The following is a 12,609-nucleotide window of genomic DNA, read 5'->3' as shown; positions in this document are numbered from 1 at the left end:
CGCAAAGGCGCAGGGCTCTGTCACGATGGCGTGACAGTCACGAGTTTGTCAGCGGCGGCAGAGGCCGCTGTCAAAGGCGCACGATCCCGCCCGATACCTCGCTGCGGAGACCGCGGCTGGCAAGTGCGGCACGGTCGTCGGCCTGCCTGATCAGGTCGTTGTGCAGTTGCGGGATGCCGCCGTCGATATTGGCCACATTATATTCCTCGGCCGAATAGGCCGTGCCCTCGGCGTCGTAAAGCGTGATCGACCCGTCCCGGGCCACGTCCATGATCTTGCCCAGCGTGCCGTGGGTGATGCTGAAGCCCTGGAAGCCGCCGTCATAGGCCGGAACGGTCACGCTGGTCGAATCGAAGCTGAACATATTCGCCAGCGAGGCGGCCATGCTTTCCATCCTGTCGCGGTAGAACAACATCATGTCTGTGCCCTTCGCCATGGCGACCTGCCAGTCGCCGCCGGCGGTTCCGCCCCCCGGGCCCGCACCGTAAAGCTGGCCGGAGGCGTCCAGATACTTGTCGGGATCGGAGGCGATCTCGCGCGCATCCGAGACGACGTATTTCACGTTTTCCACCAACGCGCTCGCGAAATGATAGGCATTGGCCATGGCATCGCGCCGCGACGGGAAATCCGCATCGCGCTGCGGCGCCTGGGTGCCCGCAGCTACGCCCGGCGAGGAGATGAACACACCGGGAAAAGCGAGGCGAGAGTCGGAGTTGCTGGTCACCCACGCCCGCCGCGCGCCGGTATATTCGATTATTTCTGCATCGAACGGGCTTTTCGAGCCCTCCATGAGCGCATAGTTGAACTCTCCCATCTGGCCAAATCTGGCCTGAATTTCTTCAAACCTTTCCATGTCTGCAACGACCTCTGCCGGGACATATTTGTCTGAACCCGACAACTCGGCGGCAACCTCAGGTGCAGCAGCCCGCGAAAGCTGATGGACGGACGAAGCGTCTGCCGCCACCACGCCCTGCCCGACGAGCGCCGAGGGCGAATTGCCTGAGTTCAGAATGGTGAGAGCTATGCTCGCTGACGAGAGTTGCATGAAAACGATTCCGTTCAGTTAAACATGTTGCGCCTTGTCGAAATCGTAGTCAGATTTGGCTACGCCAGCAATCAGAAGTTGATTAGATTTTTCACCAAACTCAGGAGATAAACATGGCAAATTACTACGGAACCTCTGGAAATGACAGCATCACCGGCAGCAGCAGCAACGACTATATTTCGGGCGGCGATGGAAACGATACGCTTTACGGCATGGATGGTGCCGACCTGATTATGGGCGGAAGAGGCAATGACGTCATTCTGGGCGGAAATGGCCGGGACACCATTTATGGCGATGCGGGAGACGATACGATAAGGGTGACTGACGCAAGCGACTATTTTACCAGCGCAGGCGACATTATTAATGGAGGGGAAGGAACTGATTATATCTATGCGGAAACCACCAGCAGCAGTGGAACGCTTTGCACCATAAGGCTTGGGCAGGTTTCCTTCGGGGAATGGTTAGTCAATACGACCAACAAGACCCTGATCATCGAAGGAACCGGACTCATAGATGTTTCACCCATAAAGTTCTATTCGACCGCGGGCGGTTCTCTTGGTCAAATCTGGGGTGGCTCTGGAAATAACACGATCAACGGCTTCGATTTTTCCTGGCATAGCGACACGATTATCGGCGGCGGCGGAAACGATCAGATCAACGGCATGGCCGGGAATGATTATCTGCTTGGCATGGCCGGAGACGATACCTTGTCAGGTGATGCCGGCAATGACGTCTTGACGGGATACACCGGCAACGACACGTTCCTTTTCAAATATAATGCCAACGAGGGCAGCGACCGAATTCAAGATTACACCGACGGCAGCGACAAGATTCGGTTTACCGGCGCCGGCGGCGCGGGGTTTGGCGATCTGGTGCTCACCGACATTGGCGCGGATTGCCGGATCGACCTGGCGAGCGGAGGCTCGATCCTGCTGGTGGGCGTCAACTCGGCCGCGCTGGACGCGGGCGATTTCATCTTTGGCTGAGTGCAGGCCATGGGCCAATGCAGCGCACGGCAGGGCGGATGGCCCAGCCGCCGCACGAGATCGGCCGGCGCCCTTGGGGCTGGCCGGCGCTGCAAGCAGGCGGCCGCCCGGCTGGATGCGCAAGCCGCATCGCGGTTTCGTTTCGCGAGAGGGCGCGGCGGCCTCAATCCACCCCCGGCACCAGCTTGCCCGGGTTCATGATGCCCTGCGGATCCAGCGCCCGCTTGATCGCCGCCATCACGCCGATGGCCGCGCCGTGCTGGGCGGGCATCAGGGGCTTCTTGCCGATGCCCACGCCATGCTCGCCGGTGATGGTGCCGCCCACCGCGATGGCGCGCTCGGCCATGCGCAGCGCCACGCGCTTGGCGGCGGCCAGCTCGGCCTCGTCGCCGGGCATCACCAGGATCTGGGCGTGGAAATTGCCGTCGCCGACATGGCCGACGATGGGGCCCAGCAGGCCCTCGGCGCGGATGTCCTCGGCTGCCGCGGCCACCGCGGCGGGCAGGTGCGACATGGGCACGCAGACATCCGTCACCACCGCCGTCGCCCCCGGCCTCAAGGCCAGGCAGGAACGATAGGCGTTGTGCCGCATCTTCCACAGCGCGGCGCGGGCCTCGGGCGTGGTCGCCCAGTCGAAGTCGGTGCCGCCGAAATCCGCGGCCAGCGCGCCGAAGGTTTCGGCGTCGCCCCGGACCGAGGCGGGGGCGCCGTGGAACTCGACCATCAGGTGCGGGCCTTCGTGCATCTGCGTGCCCGAAGCGCGGTTGAAGGCGCGCACCACGTCGGCGTCGATGAACTCGATCCGCGCCATGGGGATGCCCGACTGGATCGTCGCGGTGACGCATTCCACCGCCTGTTCCAGCGTCGGAAAGCCGCAGACCGCCGAGGCGACCTCCTCGGGCTGGCCGTGCAGCTTCAGGGTCAGCTCGGTGATGAGGCCGAGCGTGCCCTCCGAGCCGACGAAAAGCCCGGTCAGGTCATAGCCGGCGCTGGATTTCGCCGCCCGTGTGCCGGTGCGGATCACCCGCCCGTCGGCCAGCACCACCTCCAAGGCCAGCACATTGTCGCGCATGGTGCCGTAGCGCACCGCCGTGGTGCCCGAGGCCCGCGTCGCCGCCATGCCACCCAGCGAGGCGTTGGCGCCGGGATCGACCGGGAAGAACAGGCCGGTGGCGCGCAATTCGGTATTCAGCGCCTCGCGCGTGCAGCCGGGCTGGACGCTGACCTGCATGTCCTCGGCCCGGATCTCCAGCACCCGGTCCATCTTCGACAGGTCGATGACCAGCCCGCCCTGCGGCGCCAGCGCCTGCCCTTCGAGCGAGGTGCCGGTGCCCCAGCCGATCATCGGCACGCGATGGTCGTGACAGATGGCGGCGATGCGCGAGACCTCCTCGGTCGAGACCGGCCAGGCCACCGCGTCGGGCGGCGGGGCGCGGTGGAAGGTCTCGGACTGGGCGTGCAGGTCGCGGTCGGCGCCGCTGGTGGACAGGCGCGCGCCCAGAAGCGCACAAAGCGCGTCGAGGGCCGGGGCGGGAATCGGCATGGACATCTCCTGCGGCATTGGTATGGCAGTTGATAGTCGCGGCAGCCGGCCAAGGGCAAGCCGCGGTCAGGACTTTGCGCCCACCGCGCCCTTCACCGCCTCGATGGCGGGGGTGACGGCGTAATGCGCCACCGGAATCAGCATCATGCCCCAGACCAGCCCGAAGATGCCGTCGAAGAAGGCGGTGGTGGCCCAGGCGGCGAAGCCGGGCGCGGCGGGCAGGGCCCGGGCGGCGGCCTCGGCCACGTGGTGGATCCATTCATAGGGCTGGTGCTGGCCCAGCACGTGCAACCCGTGGATGACGATCTGGCCGCCGACCCAGATCATCGCCGCGGTGCCGACCACGGTCAGCACCTTCATGAAGCCCGGCATGACATGCACGATGCCGCGCCCCAGCGCCGCGCCGGGGCCGCCGCGCTCGTGCAGGTGCAGGCCGAAATCGTCGGCCTTCACGATCAGCGCCACGAAGCCGTAGACCGCGACGGTGATGCCCACCGCCACCACGGCCAGGATCAGCGCCTTCATCCAGATCGCGTCGCCGTTCGGGATCGCGGCCAGCGCGATGGTCATGATCTCGGCCGAGAGGATGAAGTCGGTCTTGATCGCGCCGCGCACCCGCTCCTCTTCCAGCCCGGCGGCGCCTTCCTCGGTGACGGTCAGATGCGGCTCATTGACCTGCTGGTGGCTGAGCGCATGCAGGACCTTCTCGGCCCCCTCGAAGCACAGGTAGGAGCCGCCCAGCATCAACAGGGGCGTGATCGCCCAGGGCGCAAAGGCCGACAGGACCAGCGCGATGGGCAGCAGGATCACCAGCTTGTTGAAAAGCGAGCCGCGGGCGATCTTCATCACGATCGGCACCTCGCGCGCGGCGGAAAAGCCATGCACGTATTTCGGCGTCACCGCGGCGTCGTCGATCACCGCGCCCGCCGCCTTGGCGCCGGCCTTGACCGCCTGCCCGGCCACATCGTCGACCGAAGCCGCCGCGATCTTGGCGATCCCCGCCACGTCGTCCAAGAGCGCCAGCAATCCGCTCATGCCAATCCGTCCTGTCCCAGGTTTCCGCGCGGCACTCTAGGCGGCGGCGCACCCATGCGCAATTCGCAGCCGCGGCAATGGTTCCCGCGCCCCGCCCGGCTTGCACCCGCGCGGGGAATCATTCATCAAGCATGGAACAATCGAAAGGGCCGCCCCATGCTGGATCAGAACGCGAAACCGACCGAGGAAATCGACCTGCGCGAGGTCTTCGGCCTCGACAGCGACATGAAGGTCAAGGGCTTTGCCGAGCGGTCCGACCGGGTGCCGGACATCGATCCGACCTACAAGTTCGACCCCGACACCACGCTGGCGATCCTGGCGGGCTTTGCCTACAACCGCCGGGTGATGATCCAGGGCTATCACGGCACCGGCAAATCCACCCATATCGAGCAGGTGGCGGCGCGGCTGAACTGGCCCTGCGTGCGGGTGAACCTGGACAGCCACGTCAGCCGCATCGACCTGATCGGCAAGGACGCGATCAAGCTGGTCGAGGGCAAGCAGGTCACGGTGTTCCACGAGGGCATCCTGCCCTGGGCGCTGCGCAACCCGACTGCCATCGTCTTCGACGAATACGACGCCGGCCGCGCCGACGTGATGTTCGTGATCCAGCGCGTGCTGGAGGCCGACGGCAAGCTGACGCTGCTGGACCAGAACGAGGTCATCACGCCGAATCCCTATTTCCGCCTGTTCGCCACCGCGAACACCGTCGGCCTGGGCGACACGACCGGCCTTTACCACGGCACGCAACAGATCAACCAGGGCCAGATGGACCGCTGGTCGCTGGTCTCGACGCTGAACTATCTGAGCCACGACGCCGAGGCCGCCATCGTGCTGGCCAAGAACCCGACCTACAACACGGAAAAGGGTCGCAAGATCATCAGCCAGATGGTGACGCTGGCCGACCTGACGCGGACCGCCTTCATGCAGGGCGACCTGTCCACGGTGATGAGCCCGCGCACGGTGATCGCCTGGGCGCAGAACGCCCGCATCTTCGGCGACAACGTGGGCTACGCCTTCCGCCTGACCTTCCTGAACAAATGCGACGAGCTGGAGCGGCAGACGGTGGCCGAGTTCTATCAGCGGCTCTTCGACGAGGAACTGCCGGAAAGCGCGGCGGTCAAGGCGGGGTGATGAACGCGATAGACGCCACAACAGTGACCGGAGCCGCGGGTGAGCACCTGGTCATGTCGCGGCTTCTATCACGGGGCTACATTGCCGCTCTGGCTCCACAAGGCGTCCCAAACTTTGATATCGTCGTCACATCGGTGGAAGGCACCCAGCTATGCGCCTTTCAAGTCAAGACCCGATGGGCCAAGGGAAGTGATGGCGGCTGGCACATGCGGCAAAAGCACGAGAATCTGCAGAATCCATGCATATTCTATTGTTTCGTGGACCTTGGCAAAGACGCCTCGGTCGTGCCGGTCGTGCATGTGGTTCCTAGCCAGATCGTTGCCGAGGTGATCCGCAGCAGCCACCAGACTTGGCTTTCCAATCCGGGAACGCGAGGTCAAAAGCGCAACGACTCCAGCATCCGGCGCCTCTTGCCGGATTACACCAGATTGATGGGGCCAGATACGCCTTATAAGGCGGGTTGGCTCGACCGTTATCGCGAAAACTGGGATCAGATAGCCACCATCACGCGACCGGCGCCTCAAGTCGAGGAACAATTATGAAAAAATCCGACAACCCCGCCGATCCGTTCAAGAAGGCCCTGACCGAGGCCACCCGCGCGCTGGCCGAGGATCACGAGCTGAACGTGACCTTCACCGCCGACCCGTCCGGCGTGGCGGGCGACACCATGCGCCTGCCGCAGGTCAGCCGCCGCATGACCCGCGACGAGGTGCTGCTGGCGCGCGGCACCGCCGATGCCCTGGCGATGAAGCTGCGCCACCACGACGCCGCGACCCATGCGAAATACGCCCCCGCCGGGCCCATGGCGCGCGACCTTTACGAGGCGATGGAGACCGCGCGCTGCGAGGCTCTGGGGGCGCGCGACATGCCCGGGGCGCTGTCGAACATCGACGCCAAGCTGGGCCAGGAGGCCGAGCGCAAGGGCTATGGCCAGATCAAGGCGCCCGCCGATGCGCCGCTGGCCGTCGCGGCGGGCTATATCGTGCGGCAGGCGGCGACGGGCCGCGCCCTGCCCTCGGCCGCGCAGCATGTCGCGGACCTGTGGCGGCCTTTCGTCGAGGAACAGGCCGGCGCCGATCTGGAAGGCGTGGGCCAGGTGATCGCCGACCAGGCCGCCTTCGCGCGTCTGGCCCGCAAGGTGATCGCCGATCTGGGCTATGGCGACCAGCTGGGCGAGGACCCGGACGAGCCGCAGGAGGACGAGGCCGACGAGAACGCCGAGCAGGACGAGGAGGCCGGCGACAACCAGTCCCGCGACCAGAACCAGGACGAGGAGGCCGAGGCCAGCCCGGAACGCACCCAGGACCAGACCCAGGACGAACGCCAGGCCCAGGTCAGCATGGACGACCAGTCCGACGAGGAACTGGTGGACGAGGCCGAGATGTCCGAGGCCGAGACGCCCCCCGACCTGCCGCCGCAGGTCAGCGAGGCAAGCCCCGACTACAAGGTCTATACCCAGGACTTCGACGAGGAGATCCGCGCCGAGGACCTCGCCGATCCGGCCGAGCTGGAGCGGCTGCGCGCCTATCTGGACAAGCAGCTGGAGCCCCTGCGCGGCGCGGTCAGCCGGCTGGCGAACAAGCTGCAGCGCCGCCTGCAGGCGCAGCAGAACCGCAGCTGGGAATTCGACAAGGAAGAGGGCGTGCTGGATGCCGGCCGCCTCGCCCGCGTGGTGGCGAACCCGACGACGCCCTTGTCCTTCAAGGTCGAAAAGGACACCGAGTTCCGCGACACCGTGGTCACGCTGCTGCTGGACAACTCGGGCTCGATGCGCGGCCGGCCGATCTCCATCGCCGCGATCTGCGCCGATGTGCTGGCCCGCACGCTGGAGCGTTCGCAGGTCAAGGTCGAGATCCTGGGCTTCACCACCCGGGCCTGGAAGGGCGGCCAGAGCCGCGAGAAATGGCTGGCCGCCGGCCGGCCGGCGCAGCCGGGACGGCTGAATGACCTGCGCCATATCATCTACAAGGCCGCCGATGCCCCCTGGCGGCGGGTGCGCCCGAATCTGGGCCTGATGATGAAAGAAGGGCTGCTCAAGGAGAACATCGACGGCGAGGCGCTGGAATGGGCGCATCGGCGTCTGGCCCGGCGGCCCGAGGCGCGGCGCATCCTGATGGTGATCTCGGACGGGGCGCCGGTGGACGATTCGACCCTTTCGGTCAACCCGGCGAATTTCCTGGAAAAGCACCTGCGTGACGTGATCGCGATGATCGAGCGCAAGAAGCAGGTGGAACTGCTGGCCATCGGCATCGGCCATGACGTGACCCGCTATTACCAGCGCGCGGTGACGATCACCGATGCCGAGCAGCTGGCCGGCGCCATCACCGAACAGCTTGCCGCGCTGTTCGAGGCCGATCCCAGGAAGCGCGCCCGCGCCATGAACCAGCGCCGGGCGGGATAGCCTGTCCATTCCGGCTGCTTGATCTGCCCCGCATCCCGTGCGACCAATTTCGCCGGACCGGGGCCGCTTTCAGCCTCGCAGGCCAAGGGGCTTTGACGTGTTGAAGATCGGCTTTTTCATTCCCGAGTTTCCGGGCCAGACGCATATCTTCCTGTGGCGCGAACGACAGGCGCTGGCCGAACTGGGGATCGAGGCTGATCTGGTTTCGACCCGGCCGCCGCCGCGCGCCGTCGCCTCGCACGCCTGGGCGGCCGAGGCGCAGGCCCGGACCCGCTACCTGATGCCGCTGGGCGGCGAGGGCTTCGGCATCGTCGCGGAATTCCTGCGCTCGGGACCGGCCGGCTGGGCGCGCGGCCTGGGCGCGGCGCTGAGCGCCGAGGCGCAGGGCGTCAAGGGCCGGCTGCGGATGCTGGCGCTGCTGGCCATGGGCGCGCGGCTGAAGCGCATCGCCCGCCAGCAGGGCTGGAACCATGTCCATGTCCACAGCTGCGCCGACAGCGCCAATATCGCCATGTTCGCGGAACGGCTGGGCGGACCCGGCTACAGCCTGACCCTGCACGGGCCGACGCTGGAGGGCTATGGCCCGAACCAGCGGCAGAAATGGCGCCACGCGCGCTTCGCCACCATCATCTCGCAATTGCTGACGCGCGTGGCCGAGCGCGAGATCGGCACCGACCGCCCCGCCGTCATCAATGTCGCGCCGATGGGGGTGGACCTCGACCAGATCCGCCGCCGGACGCCCTGGCAGCCCCCTGCCCCCGGCGAGGCCCTGCGGATCTTCAGCTGCGGCCGGCTGAACGCGGTCAAGGGCCATGACCACCTGATCGAGACGGTCGCCCTGCTGCGCGCCCAGGGCATCGACGCCCGGCTGGAGATCGCCGGCGAGGACGAGCAAGGCGGCTCGGGCTATCACCGCCAGCTCGACGCGCTGATCGCCGGGAAGGGCCTCGGCGATGCCGTCACGCTGCTGGGCGCGGTCAGCGAGGATCGGGTGCGCGAGGGGCTGGAGCGCGCGCATGTCTTTGCGCTGGCCAGCCTGAACGAGGGCATCTCGGTCGCGATCATGGAGGCGATGGCGATGGAGATGCCGGTGGTCGTCACCGATGTCGGCGGCAATCACGAGCTGATCACCTCGGGCCGCGACGCGATCCTGGTGCCGCCCGAGCGGCCCGAGATCATGGCCGAGGAGATCGCCCGGCTGCACGCCGATCCCGAGGAAGCGCGGCGGCTGGCGCAGGCCTCCCGCGCCCGCGTCGCCGCCGAGTTCCACCACCGCCGCAGCGCCGAGGCGGTGGCCGACGGCCTCGCGCGCACCCTGCCCGGCGCAAGCGCGGCGCTGGCCCGCGCCTGAAAACCAGAACAAGACCCGGAGGCGAGCATGTTCCAGAATTACGACAGCCATTCCGACCCCGCCGCGCATCCGCCCCGGCTGGCCGCGCTGCGCCGCGAACTGGCGGCGCGCGAGCTCGACGGCTTCCTGGTGCCGCGCGCCGATGCGCATCAGGGCGAATATGTCGCCTCCCGCGACGCGCGGCTGGCCTGGCTGACCGGCTTCACCGGCAGCGCCGGTTTCTGCATCGTCACCCCCGACCGCGCCGGGGTGTTCATCGACGGCCGCTATCGCGTGCAGGTCAAGGCCGAGGTGGACCCGGCGCATTTCACGCCGGTGCCCTGGCCGGAAACCAGGCCCGCTGACTGGCTGCGCGAGGCCCTGCCCGAGGGCGGGCGCATCGGCTACGACCCCTGGCTGCACACGCGGCGCGATATCCGCGAGATGGAAAAGGGCCTGGCCGGTTCGGGCATCGCGCTGATCGCGCTCGACACGAACCCGGTCGATGCCATCTGGCCCGACCAGCCCGAGGCGCCGGTGGGCGCGGTGCGGCTCTGGCCCGACGCGATCGCCGGCGAGACCGCGGCCGAAAAGCGCGCCAGCATCGCCCAGGCGCTGCGCGAGGCCGGGCAGCAGGCGGCGGTGCTGACCCTGCCCGATTCGGTCTCGTGGCTTCTGAACATCCGCGGCGCCGACGTGCCGAAGAACCCGGTGGTGCAATGCTTCGCCATCATCGAGGAGAACGGCCATGTCGCCGTTTTCACCAACCCGGCCAAGTTCGGCGCCGAGGTGCGGGCGGCGCTTGGCAACGCGGTCTCGGTGCTGCCGCTGGACGCGCTGACCCCGGCGCTGACCAACCTTGCCGGCCCGGTGCGGGTCGATCCCGCCAGCGCGCCCGACCGGGTCTTCGCGCTGATCGAAAGCATGAACACCCCCATCGCCGAGGCCCCCGACCCGGTGATCCTGCCGAAAGCCTGCAAGAACCCGGCCGAGATCGCCGGCATGCGCGCCGCGCATCTGCAGGACGGCGCGGCGGTGACGGAGCTCTTGTGCTGGCTCGACAGCCGCGCGCCGCATCTGGACGCCGAGCCGCTGACCGAGATCGACGTGGCGCAAAGGCTCGAGGAATTGCGCGTCGCGCGCGGCATCCTCGACATCAGCTTCGACACCATCGCGGCCACCGGCCCGCATGCCGCGATCCCGCATTACCATGTCGACCGGCAAAGCAACCTGCGCATCCTGCCCAGCCATGTGCTGCTGGTCGATTCCGGCGGGCAATACAAGGACGGCACCACCGACATCACCCGCACCCTGCCGATGGGCCCGGTCGATCCGGCGGTGCGCCGGCCCTATACGCGGGTGCTGCAAGGCATGATCGCCGTGTCGCAGGTGCAGTTCCCGAAGGGCGTCGCCGGCTGCCATATCGACGCCCTGGCCCGCGCGCCGCTCTGGTCCGAGGGCATGGATTACGACCACGGCACCGGGCACGGTGTCGGCGCCGGGCTGTCGGTGCACGAGGGGCCGGTCAGGATCTCGCGCATCTCGGACATCCCCCTGCAGCCCGGCATGATCCTGTCGAACGAGCCCGGCTATTACCGCGAGGGCGCCTTCGGCATCCGCATCGAGAACCTGATCGTGGTCGAGAAGCGCGAAAGCCCGGATGGCCGCGAGATGCTGGGCTTCGAGACCCTGACCTTCGCCCCGATCGACCGGCGCCTGATCGAGCCGGGACTGCTCGCCCCGGCCGAGATCGCCTGGCTCGACGCCTATCACGCCCGGGTCTGGGAAAAGATATCGCCGCTGGTCGAGGGCGAGGTGCGCGACTGGCTCTTCCTGGCGACGCGACCGCTGGGCGGCAGCGCCTGACTGCTATCCTTTCCGCTTTCCAAATACCCATGCGACAGTGCAGCCGCTGCGCGACCCGGTGAGGCACTGCGGCACGGCTTCTCTGTTGTCCAAATACCCCCGCGACGCCGCCTCCGGGCACGGCCGCAGGGGTATTTAGGAAACAGAGAAGACAAGACACGCCGCGCCCGGCCGTCCGCGGGCCGGGCTAGCCATGCGGGTGGCGGCGGCGCCAGGCCAACGAGCTGAAGAAGGCCATGGCGATGAAGCAGGCGCCCAGCAGGCCGGTGACGACTTCCGGAATAGGGCGCAGGGTCTGCACGAACATCAGCACCGACAGCACGAAGATCGACCAGAAGGCGCCATGCTCGAGATAGCGGAAGGCGGCAAGCGTGCCGCGCTCGACCAGCATCACCGTCATCGAGCGCACATACATCGCGCCGATGCCCAGGCCGATGGCGATCAGGAACAGGTTCTGCGTCAGCGCGAAGGCGCCGATCACGCCGTCGAAGCTGAAGGAGGCATCCAGCACTTCCAGATAAAGGAAGGCGCCGAAGCCGCCGCGCGCCATGTCGGCGGGCTGCGGCGCGCCGCCCCAGCGGTCGAGCACATGGCCCAGCATGTCCACCAGCAGGTAGGTGATCACCCCCCAGATCGCGGCGATGATGAAGGCGTGTTCCTTTTCCGCCGGCAGCTGGCCGACGATCACCAGCATGCAGATCAGCACGAAGCCGACCTCCATGCCGCGGATCTCGCCCAGCTTGCGCAGCGCCGCCTCGACGCCCTTGATCCAGTCCACGTCCTTGGCCTCGTCGAAGAAATAGTTCAGCGCCACCAGCATCAGGAAGGCGCCGCCGAAGGCCGCGATGGGCAGATGCGCCTCGTGGATGATGCGGGAATATTCCTGCGGCTGGGTGGCGGCGAGGCGCACCGCCTCCCATGGCGCGAGCCGCGCGGCGATCACCACCACCAGCAGCGGGAAGATCACCCGCATGCCGAAGACCGCGATGAGGATGCCCCAGGTCAGGAAGCGGCGCTGCCATTTCGGCGTCATCTGCTTGAGCTTGTTGGCGTTGACGATGGCGTTGTCGAAGGAAAGCGAGATCTCCAGCACCGCCAGGATGCCGGCGATCAGGAAGAAGGCCAGCGCGCCCGAGCCGGTGCCGTGATATTCCCAGCCGAGGAAGGCGGCCAGCGCCAGCCCGGCGCCGGTGACGATGAAGGGCCAGGTCATGTAGCTGAGGGTCGATCTCATGGGCTTCCCCTTCCTGCGGCTTGTGCCTTCCGGTCTTA

General features: G+C 67.1%; 10 protein-coding genes. 6 read left to right on the top strand and 4 right to left on the bottom strand.

Translation table 11 applies throughout. From position 1 onward, the window contains the following. Positions 1–70 precede the first annotated feature (70 nt). Complete coding sequence (locus tag L632_RS0100615) at positions 71–1,045, bottom strand: hypothetical protein (RefSeq protein WP_156929426.1); 975 nt, start codon at positions 1,043–1,045, stop codon at positions 71–73. A gap of 113 nt (positions 1,046–1,158) precedes the next feature. On the opposite strand from L632_RS0100615, the gene L632_RS23675 reads away from it, so the two are divergent. Next, positions 1,159–2,031 carry a calcium-binding protein gene (locus L632_RS23675; RefSeq protein WP_084637778.1) on the top strand — a complete coding sequence of 291 codons (873 nt, stop codon included), beginning with the start codon at positions 1,159–1,161 and terminating at the stop codon, positions 2,029–2,031. Positions 2,032–2,194: 163 nt separating this feature from the next. Here L632_RS23675 and L632_RS0100605 read toward each other — a convergent pair whose 3' ends face one another. Then, on the bottom strand, positions 2,195–3,574 hold the full coding sequence (locus L632_RS0100605; protein ID WP_028711995.1) for an FAD-binding oxidoreductase: 1,380 nt from the start codon (positions 3,572–3,574) through the stop codon (positions 2,195–2,197). A 66-nt stretch (positions 3,575–3,640) separates the two neighbouring features. After that, positions 3,641–4,609: a DUF808 domain-containing protein gene (locus L632_RS0100600; protein ID WP_036696948.1), complete on the bottom strand. Its 969-nt coding sequence runs from the start codon at positions 4,607–4,609 to the stop codon at positions 3,641–3,643. 156 nt (positions 4,610–4,765) lie between these two features. Between L632_RS0100600 and cobS the strand changes: the two genes are divergently transcribed. The 5 genes from cobS to L632_RS0100580 all read left to right on the top strand — a co-directional run bounded on the left by cobS (position 4,766) and on the right by L632_RS0100580 (position 11,337). Then, entirely contained in the window at positions 4,766–5,740 is a 975-nt protein-coding gene (gene cobS, locus L632_RS0100595; protein WP_028711993.1) for a cobaltochelatase subunit CobS, read from the top strand. Then, positions 5,740–6,282, top strand: coding sequence for a hypothetical protein (locus tag L632_RS23670; protein WP_198021785.1), 543 nt, complete (start codon positions 5,740–5,742; stop codon positions 6,280–6,282). The genes cobS and L632_RS23670 overlap by 1 nt, the downstream gene beginning before the upstream one ends. Further along, positions 6,279–8,141 (top strand): cobaltochelatase subunit CobT, encoded by a 1,863-nt coding sequence (gene cobT / locus L632_RS0100590; protein ID WP_028711990.1) that lies wholly within the window; start codon positions 6,279–6,281, stop codon positions 8,139–8,141. The genes L632_RS23670 and cobT overlap by 4 nt, the downstream gene beginning before the upstream one ends. Positions 8,142–8,238: 97 nt before the next feature. Further along, positions 8,239–9,492, top strand: coding sequence for an exopolysaccharide biosynthesis GT4 family glycosyltransferase EpsE (gene epsE / locus L632_RS0100585; protein WP_028716155.1), 1,254 nt, complete (start codon positions 8,239–8,241; stop codon positions 9,490–9,492). A gap of 27 nt (positions 9,493–9,519) precedes the next feature. Further along, positions 9,520–11,337 (top strand): aminopeptidase P family protein, encoded by a 1,818-nt coding sequence (locus L632_RS0100580; protein WP_028711988.1) that lies wholly within the window; start codon positions 9,520–9,522, stop codon positions 11,335–11,337. A gap of 187 nt (positions 11,338–11,524) precedes the next feature. Here the strand turns inward: L632_RS0100580 and L632_RS0100575 are convergent, their stop codons facing one another. Next, positions 11,525–12,571: a DUF475 domain-containing protein gene (locus L632_RS0100575; protein WP_028711987.1), complete on the bottom strand. Its 1,047-nt coding sequence runs from the start codon at positions 12,569–12,571 to the stop codon at positions 11,525–11,527. Positions 12,572–12,609: the final 38 nt, after the last annotated feature.

Origin of the sequence: Paracoccus sp. J39 (assembly GCF_000518925.1) — a bacterium.
In the GTDB taxonomy this organism is placed as follows: domain Bacteria; phylum Pseudomonadota; class Alphaproteobacteria; order Rhodobacterales; family Rhodobacteraceae; genus Paracoccus.
This window is presented reverse-complemented; position numbering and strand designations above follow the sequence as displayed.